A 20,885-nucleotide genomic window follows, 5' to 3' on the forward strand; every position below is an offset into this window, starting at 1 on the left:
AAGTTGTTTTATGCTTCCGGCTTTTATTTAGTTTGATGAACCGATAGCTACCGGTTTCCATACATTTCACGGTAGTAATTTTCATACGTACCATTCACAATATTTTCCAGCCATTCCTGGTTTTCCAGGTACCAGTTTACGGTTTTTTCAATACCTTCCTCAAACTGTAGCGATGGTTTCCACCCCAATTCATTCATCAACCTGGAAGAATCGATGGCATAGCGCAAATCATGACCGGCACGGTCTTTCACGAAAGTGATGAGTTGTTCAGATGTTCCGGGTTCCCGTTCAAGTTTTATATCCATTACTTTGCACAAAGTGCGGATGAGAGCAATGTTGGTCCATTCGTTATTCCCACCAATGTTGTAGGTTTCGCCTTGTTTTCCGTCGTGGAAAATAAGATCGATGGCCCGGGCATGGTCTTCAACGTATAGCCAGTCACGGATATTTTCTCCTTTTCCGTAAATCGGAATCGGCTTGTTGTTTTTGATATTGTTGATAGCCAGCGGAATCAATTTCTCGGGAAACTGATTCGGGCCGTAATTGTTCGAGCAGTTCGAAATAACCACCGGAAGTCCGTAAGTATTGTGATAAGCCCGGACCAAATGATCGGAGCTGGCTTTGGATGCAGAATAGGGGCTTTGCGGATCGTATGAAGTGGTTTCGGTAAAGAAACCGGTTGCCCCCAGCGAGCCATATACTTCATCGGTGGAAATATGGTAAAAACGTTTGCCGGGATAATCATCTTTCCAGATTTCGCGGGCTGTATTCAGCAAATTAACCGTTCCCACGATGTTGGTCATGATGAACTCCATTGGGTTGCTGATGGAGCGATCGACATGCGACTCAGCAGCCAGGTGCAGAACTCCGTCGAAATGATATTCCTGGAAAAGCTTTTGAATAAAATCTCCATCGGTAATGTCGCCTTTTACAAACTGGTAATTGGGCGCGTTTTCAATGTCTTTCAGGTTCTCCAGATTACCGGCGTAAGTAAGCGCATCGAGGTTGACGATTCGGTATTCCGGGTAACGGTTCACGAAACGGCGAACTACATGTGAGCCAATAAATCCTGCTCCTCCGGTAATTAAAATGGTCTTTTGCATGGTCGTGTTATTTCAGCAATCCTAAAGGTAATAACATTGGTTCTCGTTACTGAATATTCCGTACTTTCTTTTCCCAGTTCCACGCCGAAAGAAGTGTTTCTCCCAGTGTTTTTTCAGCTTTCCAGCCAAGATCTTTATTTGCCTTTGTGGTGTCGGCATACGTTTGCTCGATGTCACCAGCACGGCGGTCTACAATCTGGTAATTTAAGTTTACTCCGGTAACTTCAATGAAGGTTTTCACCAGCTCCAGTACCGAGGCTCCTTTTCCGGTTCCGATATTGAAAAACTCATAACGAGCCTGGTTTTTCTTATCTAGAAGTCGTTCGATAGCTACGACATGGGCTTTTGCTAGATCAACCACGTTGATGTAGTCACGGATAGCCGTTCCATCCGGTGTATTGTAGTCATCACCAAAAATGCTCAGCTTTTCGCGGAGTCCGGCTGCTGTTTGCGTAATGAAGGGGACCAGGTTATTGGGAACGCCGCGGGGCAGCTCACCAATGAGCGCTGACGGATGTGCACCAATGGGATTGAAATAGCGCAGCGCAATAGCGTTGATTTCTTCCATGGCTTTTACGCTGTCGCGAATAATGTCTTCGGCAACGGCTTTGGTATTCCCGTATGGCGATTCAGCTTCTTTACGAGGCGTGTCTTCAGTTACCGGGAGAACATCCGGCTGACCGTATACCGTGCAGGACGATGAAAAAACGAAGTTAGAAACACCATGCTTGAGCATCAGTTCCAGCAAATTCATCAGCGAAACCAGGTTGTTCCGGTAATAGAGTAGTGGTTTTTCCACCGACTCGCCAACGGCTTTGCTGGCAGCAAAGTGGATGATGGCCTCGATGTTGGGATACTTTTCAAAGAATGATTCCAGTTTCCTGTAGTCCTGAAGGTTAAACTCTTCAAATGTCGGACGGATACCGGATATCTTTTCGATGTTATCTACTACATCTGCACTCGAATTTGACAAATCATCGATGATGACTACGTCGTACCCGGCTGCCTGAAGTTCCACAACGGTATGGGATCCAATGTAACCTGTTCCTCCGGTTACCAGAATTTGCTTTTTCATGAATAGGTTCCTTTCGTTTTATCGAAATCCAAAAATAGGAATAATAGGATAAAATTTTGCCTTTCAGTTGGATCTGTTCTCAACCGATTTAGTTTGACAACTTTATTGTAAAGTAGAGTTTGGCTTCACCTATTTTTTCGCTACATTTGATTGCTAAGAAATGCTAAAACGGAAAATGGATATCAGCATCTATCTTATTGAATTAGTTCGAATACACGATTGTGTAATCGTTCCTGAACTGGGTGGTTTTATCTCGAATTACCAACCGGCCGGGATTGATTATAACCGAAATACGTTTGCTCCTCCGCGTAAAGAGATTGTTTTTAACAGCAAACTAACCGGAAACGATGGTCTGTTGGTGAATCACATTTCTGAGAGCGAAGGAGTCGGGTATTTGGAAGCCCGCCAGATTATCGCGGAGTTTGTTGACGAAGCATGGTCGAAGCTCGAAAATGGAGAGAAACTGGAATTCAGTTATATCGGTTCGTTGCATTATGACAGGCACGAAAAGCTGATTTTCGAGCCGGAGTTGACAGAGAATCTCTTGATTGATTCTTATGGAATGGGAGATTTCCATTTTCCGAAGATCGAGCGTACCGATTTAGTTCGGGCCACTTCCCGTTTCGAAGACAAAGAAGCTGTGCGGGTCGTTTTCAATTCCCGGACGGCAAAAAAACTACTTATTGGCGTTCCGCTGATGTTGGCACTGACCTTGATACCGCTGTCCAAGCATATGCAACGGGGAGATGTGCCGACAGGAGATCAGGCGTCGACCACTTCCTCTGTTTTGTCGGTGATTGATAGTACGCCGGCTGATACGTTTGTTGCCGCTGATAAAATTCCGGCTGAGTCGGTACCGGTCGAATCGAAAGTCCAATCGAACACAGATGAAGCATTGGCAGACAATCAGGCTGTTAGTGAACCTATTGTTAAGGTCGATAAGCCCTCGTCAAATGCTGATGCCAGCCTTTTTTACCTGGTTGGTGGAAGCTTTAAAAGTAAGGTAAACGCAAAAAAATACCAGGATGAATTGGTTCGTCAGGGGTACGATTCCCAGATTTTTAATCTGGACAACGGTTTCTATCGTGTAACCATTCAATCGTACAACGACCGGGATCAGGCAATGGCGGTGTTGGATAATTTGACTAAGGCCAATCCGAAATCGGGAATCTGGTTACTGGAAGAATAGAAAATATTGACTATCCATATCGGGCTGGCATGATTGCCGGCCTTTTTTATGTGCGAAAAAAGCCATCCCGGTTGAACGGGATGGCAAAATGGAGGGAGCATCCGGCTTTTGGTGCTTCTACAAAAGGGGTGCCGGTTTTGGGGTATGGTTTTAGTTATTTCAAGATGATTGTTTTGTTGGTCGTTTCATTTCCGATTGTTAATCGGGCAAAATAAATGCCGGAAGGATAACGACTCAGATTAATCTGTTCATTTTGTTGACAGCCGTGAACCGGAATCTGTCGCTCCCAGATTTTGTTTCCGGTAGCCGAATAAATTTCCAACAGAATCAATTCACCTTCCATATCGTTAACAGACAGATTCAACTCGCCATTTGTCGGATTTGGGAAAAGTGTCCATGATTCATTCATGGAAATCAAATCGTCCGAACTGGTTACCAGGGTTTCGGCATCGTAGGTCGTAGACGTTTCTTCCGTGTTGCCAACATTATCGGTGGCCACACTGTAAAACTTGTAGACAGAGCCCACTTCGCCACCAAACTCCGCCGAAACATCTTTGGTATGGACTAGCCAGAGTACCGGGTCTTCATCGTTTACTTTTACATAGATGTCGTAGTATTCAATTCCGGCGGCGTTGTCAGTGCCATTCCAGGTAACGGTGAAGGTAGTCGGCCCTGTTTGAGCTTCCAGTTGCTGTACCTGACTTTCAGGAGGGATAACATCCACTATATTTTGCCAGATATTGGTCTTGATGGGCTCATTTGCATCGAAAACAATGGTAGCCTGGTTTTCATAAACCGTTCCGTTGGCAGCCGGGTCGTGCACTCCTACCGTGAAGGAGACAAATCCTTCTCCTTCGGGCGCGGTGACGTTGGGCGGCAGAAATCCTATAGCCGGGTCTTCATGAATATCCATGGTCAACGGGTCGAGCGATGCAAATTGCCAGCTAATCACGCCCGTCAGGGTGTCGATTTGCCCGGTTACCCGGAGAAGCAAGTTCGCGTTAAGTTCAACATCGGAGGAAAAACTGTACGTTTCCTGGGTGTTGGGCGTAATTATCGTATCACTGAATCCGAAAGAGCCAAAGCTGAAATCGCTGGCGCGGAAGCGTGTCAAATCAAGAGTGTCGGTAACTGTCACGATATGTGCCGGCGCTGAAGCTGTAGCTTTGTTCTCGAAGTAAATGGAATAGGGAAAACGCTGTGTTTCGGCGATGTATTTTTCTGCACCAGGGCCATCCGGTCCAACTATTTCATTGGGATCGAACGAAGATACGGCTGTTATATCCCGATCCTTCTTCGACTGTTTTGCCAGTTTGCGACATTCCTGATCTTTCTGATAATTATCGTAAATATCGGCTCCAAACTGGAAAACTCCGATGGCCAGGTCGTAGGCTTTGGCAGCTGGTACAAAATCGACGGCACAACTGGCTACGGTTTTGGCGTAATTCCAAATCATACTTCCCCACGAAGGTTTCTCATCGGCCTTCGGTTTAGAGAAATCCAACGGGTTCCAGATGTAAGTGGTCACCACATCTTTCACACATCCGGCACCGGGAATGGCACTGGCAGCGAGATTGACCAATCCGTTGGCAACGGCTCCGGCCTGGGCGCGTAGCAGGCAATCCTGAATTTCTTCATCCATTGGCGAGCCAAAAAATGGTTCGGAAACCCAGGCCAGAACCCTTACATCGGACGGCGATTTTAGTCTGATATGTACTTCATTGCTCGAATTAGCGGGAATAATCGGCACATAAAACGGATATACTTTGGCATGGAATTCTTCTCCCATTACCTGAGTTGTTTCATAGTAAGGTTGTAGCAATTCCGCTGGAATTTCCTCTCCGTTTGACTCTGCGTAACCGTTAAAACTGATGGTAAAATCAATCAATTCGACTTCCGTTTCCCAGGGAACAACGATGAAAAGAGGTACACCCATGGCATCCACATTACTATCGTTACCGTAACGTATGGTATAGGTTTGCCACATGTTAAACATAATCTGCCCCCGGCCCTGTATTTCGACCCATGGCGAGGCTTCTTCTCCTTCCACTACCGTGAAACCTTCGGGAATGGTGACGGTTCCTGAACCGGATTGTACCACGACATCCCATTTCCCAACGGCTTTTTCATGCAAATCGAGTGTTCCGATAAGTATTCCGGGTTGATACAAACTGATTTCTTCCGCAACAACTTCTTCGCCACCCATCGTAATTTTGAAGGTAGAGTTTTCATTTAGTCCACCGCCATAAATCTTCACGGTAGCATAACCTGTATTTCCGGCTACATTATCTTCAATTTTGGCAATTCCCTCGATGGTTACGGTTTTGGTAGCCGAGAAGGATGTTCCATCGTTTGAGGCTGTCAGTGTTACTACGTATTCGCCCGGTCCGGAATACTCGTGCGTTGGATTAGCCAAATCAGAGGTTTCATCATCTCCAAAATCCCAGGAATACTGGGTTGCGTTTTCTGATTTTTGGTTGAAACTAACGGTTTGTATATTCTGATACGCTTCAAAATTTACTACCGGCGGTTGTGGCGGATTGGCTGTAAACTCGCCAGTAGCCAGATTGAAACCGTCGGCACCATGACCGGTCAGGTCTTTCAAACTCTCGTTGCAGTTGATATAAACCAGTAAGCTGTCTTCCGTTCCGGTCAACGAATGCGTGGCGCTTTCCATGATTTCCTCCGTCGTCAGGCCTTTTCCCCAAATCCGGATTTCATCGAGTCCGAGATTTAATGCATTGCTGAGATAATTAGGACCAAAAACGAAAACGCCCGGATCGGGTTCAATCTTCCCGGTAACGGTTTGGCGGGCAACTTCTTTTCCGTCAACAAATAGTTTGTAGTTGTTCAGCCCGGCACGCGCGTTGTAGCTATAGCCAATGTGATGCCACTTATTATCGTACAAATCGATATCTGCATCATTCACAAACGTTCCTTTGTCAGTAATCAGTGTTCCTCTCAGTCTGGGGTTATTGGTGGTGTCGTATTTGCGCATTACTTCGATTTTGAACCCGGCATGACTGTCGAGCTTTTCGAAGAGGATGAAACTCGTGCTTCCTTCAGTGGTAATGTCAATCCGGGTCCAAAACTCGACCGTGATAGCAGAATCGATAGCTACTTCCGGAGTTTCGGGAATCTCGAGGTAGGATGGATTATCTGCGCCTTTGGTGATTGTATAGGCACTGTTGGTTTCCGAAGGTGTGACAGCAGGAAATAACCGACCAAAAATCACCTGATTTTCTTCATCAGAGGTAATTCTTCCGTTTCCGAGGAATAAAACGTTCCCTTCTTCATCTGTAAAGAACTCGCGCAAATTCATTGCGTACATGTATGTTGAATAGGGATAGAGCATTTGACCGCCGTCAAATGTCTCAGCTTTATCTGTTGAATAGCGTACAGTTCCGGGTCCCCAGGCTGCAGCCACTTTCTCCGTTGTAAGAGATAGCAATGGCAGGTCTCCTTTCGGGTAACTGTAATCGGCACTGAGTGTTTTTACTGCAGAAAAGCTATCACCATTATCATTTGAGGATAAAAGATACATGGAAGAAGCCTTGTTAATGATGTAATCGGGAAACATGATGTAGATCTCTTCTCCGAGGGTTTTCATGGTGACCCGATCAGCACGGATAGTTCCATTAACATCGTCATCACTTGCCAGAGAGACTGGTGCTGAAAAAGTGTCGCCGTTATCGGTAGAGTGAGCAAACCGCAGGTAATTTTTCTCTTCGGAATCATAAAGCGACCAGACGACTGAAATCGTTGAGCCGGATTTCCCGATGCGGGGAGCATTCCGGTCGGTAGAAGCTAGCGCACGATGTCGGTCATCGGTATATCCCTCAGCGGGAATGGAAAGCTCTTTTTCATTGAAAGTACTTCCCCCGTCATGCGAGACTGCCATTTTCACGATTCCGGAATTGAAACCGTAGTAGTAATAGGCATAGGAATATAACACATAGAGGTCGTTTCCGTCAGCCAGAAAATCGTCAATACCCCATGAGTCAAGGGCCAGAAATGGTGAAACGCTTACATCAGCACCGTCATTTGTTGAGCGCAGCAAATAGAACTGTGTTCCTCCATTATTGTTGTTATGGGTGACGAATACATTGTATAAAGTGCCATTGGTGTATTGTACATAGGAATGGTCGACTGAGTAATATTCATCACCTTCATAAACTGATTTCGGGCTACTGAACGTGGCTCCGCTGTCTGATGAGGATGTTAGGTAAAGAACCGCTTTGTCATCAACACTTCCAGCCTGTATCATTACAAAAACCTTGTCTCCCGATACCGCAAGTCGCCTGAAGTTATTACTCGTTTCCATACTTTGCCACGATTCCGGATCGGATGAGAACAGGGTTTTTACGGGTTCCCATGTTACGCCGCTATCGGTCGATCTGCGGTAGTTCATGGTGTACGTATTATCCGCATTCCGGGTTATCCATATGGTGTGAATCGTTTCTCCGGACACGGCCATCTCCGGGGCGTAAACCGGATTTCCTGATTCGTTTAAGTCGGTAAGACTAAAAGGAAGGGTTTGGCCAGCCGATAACAGGCTGATAGTTGCCAGCATGAAGAACAGGATGAAATGTTTCATACACGACAAACTTCTTCGGGGCATAGTGAGACGCAACATGTCGATAGGTTTAGGTTAAGAATTTGATTTTTCGGTACGTGTTTTTTCTTCACGCAAATGACTGTGCTGTGCAGAGGACGAAAAGTGGGATACGCACAGATTTCAAAAGACTGGGAAGAAGAAGCACCAAACAAAAGTTACGACTGAAGTCGTCTTCGATAGATTTCATATTGTACAATCAGGCATTCAGATCGTAAAAATGTCAGTCTGTATTGTTCGTATTGGGGGACTTCGGGGAAATAAAAAATCCCGGCCAGAGCAAAGTGCCCTTGACCAGGATTCATGAAATGGATTTTATAATCTGCTTTATTAACCTACTGTTCGTTGTTGAATTTTTGGTGAAATGTAGGATTATTCATTTGAGGGCTTGCCAATAGTGGCCAGAATTCCCCCGTCGACATAAACCACTTGTCCATTCACAAAGTCTGATGCTTTTGAAGCCAGGAAAATGGTGGTTCCTGCAAGGTCCTCAGGTTCGCCCCAACGCCCTGCCGGTGTACGACCAACAATGAAATCGTTGAACGGATGTCCGTTTACGCGGATAGGAGCAGTCTGTTCGGTAGCGAAATAACCAGGACCAATGCCGTTTACCTGAATGTCGTATTTAGCCCACTCGGTAGCCATATTCCGTGTTAGCATTTTCAGACCGCCTTTGGCTGCAGCATACGCGCCAACGGTATCGCGGCCTAATTCGCTCATCATAGAGCAGATGTTGATGACTTTGCCGCCGGCTTTACGTTTCTGCAACCGTTTTACCACATTGCGTGCCATGATAAACGGAGCTACCAAATCGATATCAACAACGGTGCGGAATTCTTCCACATCCATTTCGGTCATGGGTACCCGTTTGATGATTCCGGCGTTGTTAACCAGAATATCGACGGGGCCAACCTCTTTTTCGATGATATCGAGATTTATGATGACTTCTTCTTCTTTGGTTACATCGAAGAGATAGCCTTTCACCTGAATACCATCTTCAGCGTAAGCGGCGAGTGCCTTTTCCATTTTATCGGGAGTGTGGCCGTTAATGACCAGTGTTGCACCTGCCTGTGCCAGCGCTTTGGCCATCGCCATCCCCAAACCGTGAGTGGCACCGGTTACCAGCGCCACTTTGCCTTTTAAGTCAAATAAGTTCATCATGGTTTATAGCAGTTCATCGGGTTGACTAAAGTCCATATCACTGTAATCGAGGTTTTCACCCGACATTCCCCAGATAAAGGAGTAATTGGAGGTTCCGGCACCACTATGAATCGACCACGAGGGCGATAATACCGACTGTTCATTGTGTATCCAGATGTGTCGGGTTTCTTTCGGCTCACCCATGAAGTGGCAAACGCTTTGTCCTTCAGGTACGTTGAAATAGAAGTAAGCTTCCATTCTCCGGTCGTGGGTGTGAGCTGGCATGGTGTTCCAAACGCTTCCGGGCTGCAGCTCGGTAAGGCCCATTTGGAGCTGGCAGGTTTCCACAATGCCATTAATGATCAGTTGGTTGACCTTGCGTGCATTCGACGATTCGAGTGTGCCTAGCTCCAGCACATTGGCATCGGCCATGGTGACCAATTTGTTTGGGTAGCTCGTATGCGCCGGTGCTGAGTTGATGTAATAGTGCGCCGGCTTGCTGGCATCCACACTTTCAAAGGTTACTTTTTTCGTTCCTCTACCGAGATAAAGTGCCTCTTTGTAGTTGAGCTCATAAGTCTCACCGTCGGCGGTAATTTTCCCTTTTCCGCCCACGTTGATAATGCCCATTTCTCTCCTTTCCAGGAAATAATCTGCTTTCAATGGCTCAATGCTTTCCAGTTCCAGTGCTTTGCTTTTCGGAATAGCACCTCCAACCATGTACCGATCGATGAACGAATAGATGAAATGAATCTTGTCATCATTCATTAGGTTATCGGCTAAAAATTCTTTACGCAGACGCTCGGTATCGTACCGTTTGGCGTCGTCCGGGTGGACGTTGTGTCTCTTTTCGTATGTTGTGCTCATATGACTTTATAATTTCATTGTAACATCTTGTAAATCTCGCTTCCTGCCAGCAAAAAACCGCCTACACCGTATACTTCGGTCATGTCGCTGGTCACATGTTTGGGGTCGGCACCAATGGGTTGCACCCAGCCCAATTTACCATCCAGATGAACGGCCTGAATCAGCGCGTTCCATCCTTTTTGCACTACCGGGAGATAGGTTTCTTTGTTCAGAAGGCCATTGGCAATTCCCCAGGCCATCCCATATACGTAAAATGCGGTAGCGCTCGTTTCCGGAGCCGGATACGATTGCGGATCGAGCAGGCTGGCATGCCAGTACCCTGAAGAGTCCTGTAGTGTCGCCAGCTTGGTTGCCATCTTTTTGAAAATATCTTCGAAATAAGGACGTTCTTTATAGTTCTCAGGTAATTCTGTCATGATGATGGCCAATCCGGCAAACACCCATCCGTTACCACGACCCCAGAATATTTTTTTGTCATTGGCTTCCCGCATATCGAAATACCGGTCATCTCGGTAGAACAAATCCTCATTTGTATCGAAGAGGTAATCGGCAGTGGCCTTATATTCTTTGGTCATGAATTTCAGGTACTTTTTTTTACCGTTTACATTGGCCATCGTGGCCCAAACGGTTGGTCCCATAAAAAGTGCATCGCACCACGACCAGCGATCGGTGCAGTTGTTTCCTTTTTTGTACGAGAAATTCTTGATACTGGCGTGCGAAGGATGTTTCATGATCCAATCCAGGCTTTTCAGCGTTGGTTCCAGCATTTTCTTTTCATGGTACTTCCGGTACATCTCGAGGTACATCATACCTACCGCATGGTCGTCTGCAAGGTATTTACGTTGCCCCAGTTGCCAGTTTGTTTTCTCGCCTACTTGATAAAGCCAGTTGTAATATTTTGATGAATCGGCAATTTTTGCCCACTCAACCATCCCTTTATACAGAGCACCATTCGTCCAGTCGGTGAGGTTGTGTTGCAGAGGCGTATTCAGTTGCCAGTCAGCGACCTTTTCCATCGCCTGATAAACAGCGGGACGCGTTAATTTACCGGATAATTGCGAAGTTGTTTGTGCATTGTTTACATGAGCTGTCAGCAACAAAACAAACACAATTGATAATCGTGTTACCCAGCTGTTTCTATTTTCGATGCAATCGATTGTCTTCATAGGTAAATTTTTATTTTAAGGTTGATTTTCGGATGACTAGTTTGGGTTGAATGTATTGTTGTTTAGAACTTTTATCAGAGTCGTCAGCATCAATAATCCGAAACAACATTTCCGCTGCGCTTCGTCCCATCTCTTCGGCAGACTGGTCGACGGAGGTCATGGGCGGCTCCATGAATTCGGTGAAGGGTTCGTTGGCGAAACCTGCAACTGCCACCTCCTCCGGGATACGAATTCCCGACTTTTTCAGGAACAGAATGGCTCCCAATGCTGAATAGTCGCTGCAAGAAAAAAGTCCGTCGGGACGATTGGGCGTTGATTGGCCAAAGACCTTTTCGGCGAAAGCGGCACCTTCTTCCCGCGTAAGCGATTGTTCGGCCAGCCAATTTAGATTGACCGGAAGGTTGTGTTTCTTCATGGCATCCATGAAACCTCTTTTTCTTTCGCGGTAGTTATTCAGGTAATCGGGACCGCCCATAAAAGCAATTTTCCGGCAACCTTGCTGAATGAGATGTTCCACTGCCTGAAAAGCTCCGGAATAGTCGTCTAGCATCACTTGATAATTACTATTGCCTTCATATACCCGGTCGAAAAATACGATGGGAATATCTCTCTTCAGTACTTCCTGAATGTGCTCGTATTGTTTGGTTTCAGCTGAAAGCGACATGATAAAACCATCAACGGGGATGCGCAAAAATGCTTCCAGTCCGGATTTTTCATTCTCCAGATTTTCGTGTGTTTGGAAAATGACCACATTGCGTTTGGTCGCGCTGCAAACTGCTTCGATTCCGGCAATCGCATTCGAGAAGAAGTGCCGGCTAATGCGAGGGACCAATACGCCAATGGTGTTGCTTCGTCCTTTGCGCAGGTTCGAGGCATTGCTATTGGGCTGGTAGTTCCATTTGGTCGCCAGTTCGGTCACTTCCTTCCGGGTTTTTTCGCTGATGCGCGGATTGCCCTGGAGTGCTCTCGAAACGGTAGAGGAAGATAGCCCCAACTCTTTGGCCAGGTGGTGTATGGTGATGCGTGGGTTTTTCACCTTACAATATTAAGCAATGTGAGAAAGTTGCGCAACCGATTGCGCACTAAATATTTGCCGGAACCAGAAAAAAATAGTTCACTGTAAAACAGTTGTTTAATGTCTGGTGACTCATTGTTGTTCTTTAAATCCCGCATTGTGGATATGAAGAGTGTGTTTTATCGGAGTGATTTTGACAGGAAAGTGCTCGCGTTGCGAAATGTATGCCTCTTGTAATATTGCCCGCAGCAAGCCGGGCCGACCGATACATATTCAGTTATTTGCCTTCTTCCGAAATGATAAGTCTGAAAGCTTAAAAAGTGAATTCAATTCCTCTTTTTTCAAAACCACGCCTGCTTTGGGTAGAAACCACGTGTGGTATAAAGTAAAACCTGCGGTGGTTTTGTGCAAACCGTCAAAATAACGCCCTGGCGACTTTGTTTGCAAATTTTTTCCGGGTTACCAGAATAGCAATAATGCCACGCTCATAATTCGATCTATACGGTCTGTCTTTTGGGGAATGGTAGCTCATAATGACCAACACGGCTGGCTGAAAAAATAAGCGGTCATCCCGGAATATCCGAAATGACCGCCTGTTCATATGTTTTTACCGAAGGCTTAGCGAACTTCACCACCGTTTTTAATGGCTTTGTCCGGTGAAACGAACGCCAGGGTTCCGTCCGGATTTTCAGCCATCAGAATCATGCCTTGTGATTCGATGCCCCGCAGTTTTTTCGGAGCCAGGTTCACCAGGATCGAAACCTGCTTGCCGATGATCTCTTCCGGCGTGTAGTATTCGGCAATACCTGAAACGACTGTCCGTTTGTCGATACCGGTATCGATTTTCAGTTTCAGCAGCTTCTTGGTTTTTGCAACTTTTTCGGCTTCGATGATGGTACCGACGCGGATATCCAGTTTCGCGAAATCGTCAAATTCGATATTCTCTTTCGCTGGTTTGGCTTCCGCAGCTTCCAGTTCGTTGGCTTTTTTCGTAGCCAGTAACTTGTCAACCTGTGCCTGAATGGTCGCGTCTTCAATTTTCTCGAAGAGCAACTCTGGTTTATTGACTTTATGACCCGCAGCGACTAAATCGGTACGTCCAAGGTTCGACCAATCGAGTCTCTCCAGATTCATGAAACGGCGAAGTTTATCCATGCTGAAAGGGAGGAACGGCTCAAAAACAATCGTGAGGTTGGCCGTTATCTGCAGGCAGACATTCATGATGGTTTTCACCCGCTCCGAATCGGTTTTTATCACTTTCCAGGGCTCCATATCGGCGAGGTACTTATTTCCCAAACGGGCCATATCCATGGCACCTTTCAATGCTTCCCGGAAACGGTAATTATCGAGCGATTTCTCTACGTCATCTTTCAGTTTGCTGATGCTGGCCAGGGCTTCTCGGTCATATTCTTCCAATTCGCCTGCTGCCGGAATTACACCATCGTAATATTTGTTGGTCAACACCAGTGCCCGGTTAACGAAGTTGCCGAGGATGGCGACCAGCTCACTGTTGTTCCGTGTCTGGAAATCTTTCCAGGTGAAATCATTATCCTTGGTTTCCGGGGCATTGGCAGTCAGTACATATTTTAGCACATCTTCCTTGCCGGGAAATTCTTCGAGGTATTCGTGCAGCCAAACGGCCCAGTTTCGAGACGTCGAAATTTTGTCGCCTTCGAGGTTCAGGAATTCGTTGGCCGGAACATTATCGGGCAGAATATAACTTCCTTCGGCTTTCAGTATCGATGGGAAAATAATGCAATGGAAAACGATGTTATCCTTACCGATGAAGTGGACCAGTTTGGTTTCCGGATCTTTCCAGTATTTTTCCCAATTGGGTGTCCACTCCTTAGTCGCCGAAATGTACCCGATAGGTGCATCGAACCAAACATAGAGCACTTTGCCTTCGGCGCCTTCCACCGGAACCGGAACGCCCCAGCTAAGGTCGCGGGTAACGGCGCGGGGATTTAGTCCACCATCTAGCCACGATTTGCACTGCCCGTATACATTCGGTTTCCACTCTTTGTGTTGCTCGAGGATCCATTCCCGTAACCACGGTTCATACCGGTCGAGTGGCAGGAACCAGTGTTTGGTCTCTTTTAAGATAGGTTTGTTTCCACTCAGTACCGATTTCGGGTCGATGAGGTCGGTGGCGTTAAGTGACGAACCGCAACTTTCACACTGGTCGCCATATGCTTTTTCGTAATTACATTTTGGACAGGTACCGGTAATGTACCGGTCAGCCAGAAATTGATTGGCTTCTTCGTCGTAAAATTGTTCGGAAGTCTGCTCGATAAATTCACCTTTATCATAAAGGGTTTTGAAAATCTCGGATGCAGTTTCATAATGAATTTTCGCGCTGGTGCGGGAATAGACATCAAAGGAGATGCCGAATTTGGCAAATGATTCCTTGATAATGCCATGATATTTGTCGACGATATCTTGCGGAGTAACGCCTTCTTTTTTTGCTTTCAGGGTAATGGGAACGCCATGCTCGTCCGAACCGCCGATGAACGCCACTTCCTCTCCTTTGAGACGAAGGTAGCGGGCATAAATATCGGCCGGAACATATACGCCGGCCAGGTGACCGATGTGAACCGGGCCATTGGCATAAGGTAATGCCGAGGTGATAAGCGTTCGTTTGTACTGACTCATGTTGTTTGAAATATCGTTGATGAATGATTTTTTTCTATTGAAGCACAAAGATAATCAATGCCTACGGAAAGCAACGGGGTTTATCAGGGAAATTCCGGATACGAAAATTGAGATTGTCTTTTGCGCGATACCTGAACGTGATCCGCTACTTCTTCACTTTTATTATCTTGGTATAAATTTTCCCGCGAATGCAAAAATTGAAACATATTCTCTATCGCATCATCTTCGGAACGGAAACGCCGGCAGGCCGGGCATTCGATGTGGTTTTGCTTTGGGCCATCCTACTAAGTGTACTGACAGTTGTATTGGAAAGTGTCAAATCGGTCCGAGTTGCCTATCCCGGCACATTTCAGTTTCTGGAGTGGTTTTTCACCATCCTCTTTACGGCAGAATATATTTTACGGATTCTGACACATCCGCGGAAATACATCACCAGCTTTTTCGGGATTATCGATTTACTGGCTGTTTTGCCTACCTATGCTGGATTGTTCTTTCTGCGTTCGCATTTCCTGTTAACGGTAAGGGCATTCCGATTGCTCCGGATATTCAGGATACTGAAACTGGGAAGGTATATGCACGAATCGCAGGTGTTGATATCGGCGCTGAAAAAGAGTATGTACAAGATCATCGTCTTCTTTGGAGTGGTGTTAACACTGGTGCTGTTTCTCGGAACGCTGATGTACCTGGTCGAAGGTGAGCGAAACGGTTTTACCTCCATACCGCAAAGTATTTACTGGGCTATTGTGACTATCACAACGGTCGGCTATGGCGATATAGCACCGGCCACGGTGTTAGGGAAGTTTATTTCATCGGTGGCGATGCTGATTGGTTATTCCATCATTGCCGTTCCTACCGGAATAATTACCGTGGAGATCAGTGATGCTGTAAAAAGCTCGCAACAACAGAAACAACTGACTTGCCCATCGTGCGACTACCGTGAGCCTGATAAGGAAGCACGGTTCTGCAAAAAGTGCGGAACAAAATTGGAATAAAAGCAAAATGCCGGTGGGGTACCGGCATTACTCATCTCATAAGGTGTTAACAACTGAATTTTCTTCGCCAAAGGCATTGGGGATATAGCCATCAGCTTCCTCATCATTAATCCAGACAGATTTATTGACCAGGTAGCGAAATTGGAAGGATTGATTTTGCGATAATTCCATTGTCACAGTAAAATCACCCGATTTCAGTTTTTGCATCGGTGTAACTTCTTCTTTCCAGTTGTTGAAATCTCCAACTACAGTTGCTTCATTGGCTTCAGGAGCCATCTCTTTCGGAATCCGGAATGTTACTTTACATACCGGCTTTGACTTTAACGTCTGTTTTTTGATACTCATTTAAGCGAGGTTTTGGTGAAACTTATCTTCCTGTAACTGCAGGAATTATAATTCTAAAGATAGAAGCAATTCATTTACGGTAAACAGATAATTGCACTGAAAAGCAATTGTTTATGAAATATTCACACTGGAGAAACAATTTGGAAACAAATACCGGGACTGAGGAGTATTCAGGAACTGTTTTGTATGGCCGCCTTCTTTTCTTAATTTCATAGTCTCGTTAAAATGGGAGTCGGAAAAATTCTGGTTGACCGGAATCAGCTGGTTCTGAATAACAACAAAATCAAACACTTTTTTATGATATACCCTCCATACCTGAAAGTCGGCGACAAAATTGCCATTGTTTCTCCTGCCGGAAAAGTAAATCCTGAAATCGTCAAACATGGTGCTGAACGTCTCAGGGAAGAAGGTTTTGAGGTCGAAATCGGAGAACATGCTTTTACTGAGACGGGCATCTTTGCCGGAACCGATGTTGAGCGGGCTGGCGATATGCAAAAGGCTCTGGATGACGGATCGGTGAAAGCCATCATTTTTGCCCGGGGAGGCTACGGAAGTCTGCGAACGCAACAACTGCTCGATTGGAGCAATTTTATGCAGCAGCCCAAATGGCTTGTCGGCTTTAGCGATATAACGGTATTTCATGCTTTTCTTTATCAGCGGGGAATTGCTTCCGTTCATGGTGTGATGCCGGCCTTTTTTGATCAGAACGGCGTTCCTTCCGAAAGTTTCCGGCTAACGATCGATTTATTGAAGGGAAAAACTCCGTGGTTTAAAGAAGCAAATCATCCGTTAAATCGGAATGGTGAAGCATCGGGTAAGCTGATTGGTGGAAATTTATCGATCGTTTACAGCTTGCGTGGAACACCGCTCGATTTATCGCCTGAAGGCAATATTCTGTTTATCGAGGATTTAAGTGAGTATCATTATCACCTCGACCGGATGATGATGAACCTGAAAACATCGGGTGTTTTAGAGCAACTTAAAGGTTTAGTCGTCGGTCATTTTTCGGATATGAAAGATGGTGACACAGCCTACGGGAAAGAGGCAGCAGAGATTATCCGGGAGGCTGTCGATGATTATGACTATCCGGTAATGTTTGGTTTCCCGGCCGGTCATGTCATGCCCAATTATCCGTTAATCATGGGTGCTCAAATACAGTTAAGTGTCGGAGAAAAAGAATCTCGTCTAAATTTTCAGCTATGACCCGTAAATCAAAGGAACTGGGTGAAAAAGGTGAACAGATAGCTGCTGATTATCTAAGCAGGAAAGGATATCGGATTATCGAACGGAACTGGATTTTCGATCATAAAGAACTGGATATTATTGCCTATGACGGCGATGATCTGGTTTTTGTGGAGGTGAAAACCCGAACGGGATATCAATATGAACATCCCCTGGAGGCCATTTCAACAGGAAAAATTAGAAATCTGGTGGTGGCTGCAGATGCTTTTCTGCGTATGCGAAATCTGGATGTAGAAAGCCGGTTTGATGTGGTTACGGTTGTATTCTATGGCGAGAAGTTCGAGCTGCAACATTATCCGGGAGCCTTTATTCCTCCCGTGAATTAGGATCTATTCCGGAGCAGTTGTGTGCGTGAATCTAGCGTACATTTCCTCGATGAGGTCTGACATTTCTGCCGGGCGAAAGGGTTTTGGAAAGAATCCGTTCATACCGGCTTCGGTACATTCGTCGGTCACGCTGGAAAACACATCGGCCGTAAGTGCCAGAATCACAGTGCGGGGTGTTCTATTCTCCAAAACTTCGATTTGACGTATTTCCCGGGTGGCTTCCACGCCTGTCATTTTAGGCATTTGGATATCCATCAGAATAACATCGTAGGCATTATTGCGAAATAATTCCACCGCTTCTTCCCCGTCGTTCGCAACATCGACATGATAACTTTTTAACCCCAGCAGTGCCAGTTTTTGACTCATCAAATTATCTTCTGCCAGAAGGATTCTTTTAGTCATTTTGTTACGATTCTTGATGAAGTAGCTAAAATATAAAATTATCCGTGGATCAAAAACTGTGACTCGTCATTAAAAAGGTATTTTTAGCAACTTGTTATTATATTAATATTGCAGATGGTGGACGAGATGCTACTGCGCAAATAGGATGTATGCAGTTAGTCATTTCGGATGATTAGTAAATCATGTAATTTTAGTCGGCTACAATTTAATATCAGACCAAATGAATATAGAGTCGTTACGCGAATATTGTCTCTCGTTGAAGGGGACGACCGAAGGTTTTCCTTTCGATGAGGAGACTCTGGTATTTAAAGTGGGTGGGAAAATGTTTGCTTTGACAAGTCTTGGCGGTCCGCTTTCGGTTAACCTGAAATGCGATCCGGAAAAGGCAATTGAGTTGAGGGAAAATTTTCCGCAGGTTGTTCCGGGATATCACATGAATAAAAAACATTGGAATACCGTCACGATTGACGATAGTATTCCGGATACGTTAATTCAGGAATGGATTGATGATTCGTATTGGTTGGTTGTGGCGTCGTTGCCCCGAAAAGTAAGAACGGAAATAGAATCAAATTAAATACTCTTTTATATGAAGAAATTATTCTTTGTCCTGTTGGCAGGACTTCTTTGTGCGGGCCAGTTAGTTGCTCAGGATGTCAGTTCGTTTAAAGTGGTTAAAGAAAATGCGTATACCCCGGTTAAAAATCAGCAACGTACGGGAACTTGCTGGAGTTATGCGACCACTTCTTTTCTTGAATCGGAATTACTCCGGATGGGAAAAGGAGAATATGATTTGGCTGAAATGTATTTTGTGCGGAACGCTTATCCTGCAAAAGCAAAATATTTTGTTGAATTACACGGGCATGCCAACTTCGATGAAGGTGGACAGGCACATGACGTGCTGGATGTGATGCAAAAAGACGGAGTCGTGCCACAAAGTGTATATCCCGGAAATCTTTATCATCCCGGACATGCCAACCATACAGAATTAAAGGCTATGATGAAGGGAATGCTGAAAGGTTTGGTTTCCGATAAAATGAACTCCGTTTCGATGGTATGGGCAGACGCTCTTAATGGCGTGTTGGATGCATATATGGGAAAAGATCCGAAAAGTTTCCAGTATGATGGGAGAACATTTACGCCTGTATCATTTATGCAGTCGCTTGGACTTGACCCGAATCAGTATGTCGAGATTACTTCCTATACGCATCATCCGTTTTACCAGCAGTTCAGTCTGGAAGTACCTGATAACTGGTCGCACGATTTGTATTACAATGTGCCGGAAGATGATATTATCAAGACGATGGATCACGCCCTTATGCAAGGTTACACGGTAGTTTGGGATGGCGATGTGAGCGATAAGGGCTTCTCGCACCGAAAAGGACTTGCTGTATTGCCCGACAGTGTTTCGGTGAATCAGGAAGCTCGTCAGAACGCATTCCTTACCTGGAAGACCACCGACGACCATTTGATGCACATTGTTGGTATCGCAAAAGACGCTGATGGAAATAAATATTACATTACCAAAAATTCATGGTCGGCCACGAGCAACGCTTGGGGCGGTATGCTTTATATGTCGGAGCGCTATGTGCGGTTGAATACGATTGCCATTACGGTGAACCGGAATAGTATTCCACAGGAGGTCAGTACGAAAATCTTTAAAAACAAGTAAAATGGAATATGCTCTGAAAGGAACAGAATTCATCGAGCTGATTCGATTGCTCAAGGTTCTCCGGATTGCCGAATCAGGAGGACAGGCAAAACTGATGGTCGAAGATGGGGAAGTGAAGCGAAACGGGGAAGTCGAACATCGCAAACGGGCTAAAATCAGGGCCGGCGAGGTGATTGAGATTTTTGGAGAGCAGATTAAAATTACAGAATAATAAAAAAAAGGGATGCGGGAGCATCCCTTTTTGGGGAGGCCAGCAGGGGAACCGGCCTGTTAACAATAGCATGTGCTTTTGGTGGGAAAAGAGAAAACTTAAAAAAAGGATTTGTTGATTCTCATTTCTGAAAGCTGAAACTAAGGTAAAAGGTGAGGCTCGATAAAAAAAAAATTTTTGACGAACGGTCGTTTTTTTTTGATGAACGTATCGATCTGGTATGCGAACGGAAAATTTCAATGAAAAAAAGACTTTCTATTTATCAATAAAAAGACGCTGTTTTTAAGCTTATCACGCTTGCTTTTTCCATTCGCTTTTTAATAAACTGAAAATTTCCAGATCGAAATACAACTCATCGTGCTTCTCACCTTGTCTTTCAATGCCTTCAAATGTGAAGCCGAGCCGTTTGGGTACAGCGCTGCTTCGGGTATTTCCCACTGCACATCGAATGGTAATTCGATTCATTTGAAGTCGTTTGAACGAAAGTTTGATTAATTGTCTGGTTGATTGAGTGATAATACCTTTCCCTTCTTTGCTTTTTAGCAGCCAGTAGCCAATTTCTGTTTTCCTGTTGACACGGTCGGTATTCACGTAACCAATCAAACCTGCGAATTCTTCTTCATACCATATGGTAAAGACTTCCTCTTTTTCATGCGGTTTTTTGTTAACAACCGCGGAGATAAACTCTTCTGTGTCTTCCGGTTTCCTTGTAAAACTGACGAAGGGAAGCCATTTACTCAGATGTTCCCGATTATTATCAATAGCCTCAAACACGATATCGGCATGCTCCATACCCAAACTTTCGAGGTAAAATCCCGGACGGATACTAATTCGGCTCATAGGACGGTGTTTTTCACATGATTAAAACTGTCTTTT

At 45.3% G+C, this 20,885-nt stretch carries 18 protein-coding genes; 7 read left to right on the top strand and 11 right to left on the bottom strand.

The window, feature by feature from the left end; genetic code table 11:
- Nucleotides 1-47: 47 nt before the first annotated feature.
- Entirely contained in the window at nucleotides 48-1,103 is a 1,056-nt protein-coding gene (gene rfbB / locus T426_RS0101645; protein WP_025862796.1) for a dTDP-glucose 4,6-dehydratase, read from the bottom strand.
- A gap of 46 nt (nucleotides 1,104-1,149) precedes the next feature.
- A complete protein-coding gene (gene galE / locus T426_RS0101650) occupies nucleotides 1,150-2,178 on the bottom strand; it encodes a UDP-glucose 4-epimerase GalE (RefSeq protein WP_025862797.1) in 1,029 nt (342 codons plus the stop codon).
- A gap of 160 nt (nucleotides 2,179-2,338) precedes the next feature.
- On the opposite strand from galE, the gene T426_RS0101655 reads away from it, so the two are divergent.
- On the top strand, nucleotides 2,339-3,367 hold the full coding sequence (locus tag T426_RS0101655) for an HU domain-containing protein (RefSeq protein WP_025862798.1): 1,029 nt from the start codon (nucleotides 2,339-2,341) through the stop codon (nucleotides 3,365-3,367).
- 154 nt (nucleotides 3,368-3,521) lie between these two features.
- Here T426_RS0101655 and T426_RS0101660 read toward each other — a convergent pair whose 3' ends face one another.
- The 6 genes from T426_RS0101660 to metG all read right to left on the bottom strand — a co-directional run bounded on the left by T426_RS0101660 (nucleotide 3,522) and on the right by metG (nucleotide 14,822).
- A complete protein-coding gene (locus T426_RS0101660) occupies nucleotides 3,522-7,964 on the bottom strand; it encodes a LamG-like jellyroll fold domain-containing protein (RefSeq protein ID WP_027585185.1) in 4,443 nt (1,480 codons plus the stop codon).
- Nucleotides 7,965-8,354: 390 nt separating this feature from the next.
- Nucleotides 8,355-9,143: a gluconate 5-dehydrogenase gene (locus tag T426_RS0101665; RefSeq protein WP_025862801.1), complete on the bottom strand. Its 789-nt coding sequence runs from the start codon at nucleotides 9,141-9,143 to the stop codon at nucleotides 8,355-8,357.
- Between the two features lie 3 nt (nucleotides 9,144-9,146).
- Entirely contained in the window at nucleotides 9,147-9,989 is an 843-nt protein-coding gene (gene kduI, locus T426_RS0101670) for a 5-dehydro-4-deoxy-D-glucuronate isomerase (RefSeq protein WP_025862802.1), read from the bottom strand.
- A 14-nt stretch (nucleotides 9,990-10,003) separates the two neighbouring features.
- On the bottom strand, nucleotides 10,004-11,155 hold the full coding sequence (locus tag T426_RS0101675) for a glycoside hydrolase family 88/105 protein (protein ID WP_174820387.1): 1,152 nt from the start codon (nucleotides 11,153-11,155) through the stop codon (nucleotides 10,004-10,006).
- 10 nt (nucleotides 11,156-11,165) lie between these two features.
- Complete coding sequence (locus tag T426_RS0101680) at nucleotides 11,166-12,191, bottom strand: LacI family DNA-binding transcriptional regulator (RefSeq protein ID WP_025862805.1); 1,026 nt, start codon at nucleotides 12,189-12,191, stop codon at nucleotides 11,166-11,168.
- 597 nt (nucleotides 12,192-12,788) lie between these two features.
- Entirely contained in the window at nucleotides 12,789-14,822 is a 2,034-nt protein-coding gene (gene metG, locus T426_RS0101685; RefSeq protein ID WP_025862806.1) for a methionine--tRNA ligase, read from the bottom strand.
- A gap of 188 nt (nucleotides 14,823-15,010) precedes the next feature.
- Between metG and T426_RS0101690 the strand changes: the two genes are divergently transcribed.
- On the top strand, nucleotides 15,011-15,814 hold the full coding sequence (locus tag T426_RS0101690; protein WP_027585186.1) for an ion transporter: 804 nt from the start codon (nucleotides 15,011-15,013) through the stop codon (nucleotides 15,812-15,814).
- Between the two features lie 36 nt (nucleotides 15,815-15,850).
- Here the strand turns inward: T426_RS0101690 and T426_RS0101695 are convergent, their stop codons facing one another.
- Nucleotides 15,851-16,159, bottom strand: a complete 309-nt coding sequence (locus T426_RS0101695) for an isoamylase early set domain-containing protein (protein ID WP_027585187.1) — start codon at nucleotides 16,157-16,159, stop codon at nucleotides 15,851-15,853.
- 297 nt (nucleotides 16,160-16,456) lie between these two features.
- Between T426_RS0101695 and T426_RS0101700 the strand changes: the two genes are divergently transcribed.
- Both T426_RS0101700 and T426_RS0101705 read left to right on the top strand, forming a co-directional pair.
- Complete coding sequence (locus tag T426_RS0101700; RefSeq protein WP_025862807.1) at nucleotides 16,457-17,362, top strand: S66 peptidase family protein; 906 nt, start codon at nucleotides 16,457-16,459, stop codon at nucleotides 17,360-17,362.
- Nucleotides 17,359-17,727 (top strand): YraN family protein, encoded by a 369-nt coding sequence (locus tag T426_RS0101705; RefSeq protein ID WP_025862808.1) that lies wholly within the window; start codon nucleotides 17,359-17,361, stop codon nucleotides 17,725-17,727. Before T426_RS0101700 ends, T426_RS0101705 begins: the two co-directional genes overlap by 4 nt.
- Nucleotides 17,728-17,730: 3 nt before the next feature.
- On the opposite strand, the gene T426_RS22410 is transcribed toward T426_RS0101705, so the two are convergent.
- Nucleotides 17,731-18,129, bottom strand: coding sequence for a response regulator (locus T426_RS22410; RefSeq protein ID WP_025862809.1), 399 nt, complete (start codon nucleotides 18,127-18,129; stop codon nucleotides 17,731-17,733).
- A 220-nt stretch (nucleotides 18,130-18,349) separates the two neighbouring features.
- Here T426_RS22410 and T426_RS0101715 point away from each other — a divergent pair, with 220 nt between their 5' ends.
- From T426_RS0101715 to T426_RS0101725, 3 genes are read left to right on the top strand one after another with little or no spacing between them, the layout of a single operon-like run.
- Nucleotides 18,350-18,703, top strand: a complete 354-nt coding sequence (locus T426_RS0101715; RefSeq protein WP_025862810.1) for an MmcQ/YjbR family DNA-binding protein — start codon at nucleotides 18,350-18,352, stop codon at nucleotides 18,701-18,703.
- Nucleotides 18,704-18,715: 12 nt separating this feature from the next.
- Nucleotides 18,716-19,798 carry a C1 family peptidase gene (locus T426_RS0101720; protein WP_025862812.1) on the top strand — a complete coding sequence of 361 codons (1,083 nt, stop codon included), beginning with the start codon at nucleotides 18,716-18,718 and terminating at the stop codon, nucleotides 19,796-19,798.
- A gap of 1 nt (nucleotide 19,799) precedes the next feature.
- Complete coding sequence (locus T426_RS0101725) at nucleotides 19,800-20,009, top strand: RNA-binding S4 domain-containing protein (RefSeq protein WP_025862813.1); 210 nt, start codon at nucleotides 19,800-19,802, stop codon at nucleotides 20,007-20,009.
- Nucleotides 20,010-20,300: 291 nt separating this feature from the next.
- On the opposite strand, the gene T426_RS0101735 is transcribed toward T426_RS0101725, so the two are convergent.
- Nucleotides 20,301-20,849, bottom strand: coding sequence for a GNAT family N-acetyltransferase (locus T426_RS0101735; RefSeq protein WP_025862814.1), 549 nt, complete (start codon nucleotides 20,847-20,849; stop codon nucleotides 20,301-20,303).
- Between the last annotated feature and the right edge of the window lie 36 nt (nucleotides 20,850-20,885).

Origin of the sequence: Prolixibacter bellariivorans ATCC BAA-1284 (assembly GCF_000621705.1) — a bacterium.
Lineage (GTDB): Bacteria > Bacteroidota > Bacteroidia > Bacteroidales > Prolixibacteraceae > Prolixibacter > Prolixibacter bellariivorans.

Coding starts and splice junctions, on each gene's coding strand:
- T426_RS0101660 (WP_027585185.1), bottom strand. CDS start 7,964: ATGAAACATTTCATCCTGTTCTTCATGCTGGCAACTATCAGCCTGTTA.
- T426_RS0101665 (WP_025862801.1), bottom strand. CDS start 9,143: ATGATGAACTTATTTGACTTAAAAGGCAAAGTGGCGCTGGTAACCGGT.
- rfbB (WP_025862796.1), bottom strand. CDS start 1,103: ATGCAAAAGACCATTTTAATTACCGGAGGAGCAGGATTTATTGGCTCA.
- T426_RS0101695 (WP_027585187.1), bottom strand. CDS start 16,159: ATGAGTATCAAAAAACAGACGTTAAAGTCAAAGCCGGTATGTAAAGTA.
- T426_RS0101725 (WP_025862813.1), top strand. CDS start 19,800: ATGGAATATGCTCTGAAAGGAACAGAATTCATCGAGCTGATTCGATTG.
- T426_RS0101700 (WP_025862807.1), top strand. CDS start 16,457: ATGATATACCCTCCATACCTGAAAGTCGGCGACAAAATTGCCATTGTT.
- galE (WP_025862797.1), bottom strand. CDS start 2,178: ATGAAAAAGCAAATTCTGGTAACCGGAGGAACAGGTTACATTGGATCC.
- T426_RS0101675 (WP_174820387.1), bottom strand. CDS start 11,155: ATGAAGACAATCGATTGCATCGAAAATAGAAACAGCTGGGTAACACGA.
- T426_RS0101655 (WP_025862798.1), top strand. CDS start 2,339: ATGCTAAAACGGAAAATGGATATCAGCATCTATCTTATTGAATTAGTT.
- T426_RS22410 (WP_025862809.1), bottom strand. CDS start 18,129: ATGACTAAAAGAATCCTTCTGGCAGAAGATAATTTGATGAGTCAAAAA.
- T426_RS0101735 (WP_025862814.1), bottom strand. CDS start 20,849: ATGAGCCGAATTAGTATCCGTCCGGGATTTTACCTCGAAAGTTTGGGT.
- kduI (WP_025862802.1), bottom strand. CDS start 9,989: ATGAGCACAACATACGAAAAGAGACACAACGTCCACCCGGACGACGCC.
- metG (WP_025862806.1), bottom strand. CDS start 14,822: ATGAGTCAGTACAAACGAACGCTTATCACCTCGGCATTACCTTATGCC.
- T426_RS0101690 (WP_027585186.1), top strand. CDS start 15,011: ATGCAAAAATTGAAACATATTCTCTATCGCATCATCTTCGGAACGGAA.
- T426_RS0101705 (WP_025862808.1), top strand. CDS start 17,359: ATGACCCGTAAATCAAAGGAACTGGGTGAAAAAGGTGAACAGATAGCT.
- T426_RS0101720 (WP_025862812.1), top strand. CDS start 18,716: ATGAAGAAATTATTCTTTGTCCTGTTGGCAGGACTTCTTTGTGCGGGC.
- T426_RS0101715 (WP_025862810.1), top strand. CDS start 18,350: ATGAATATAGAGTCGTTACGCGAATATTGTCTCTCGTTGAAGGGGACG.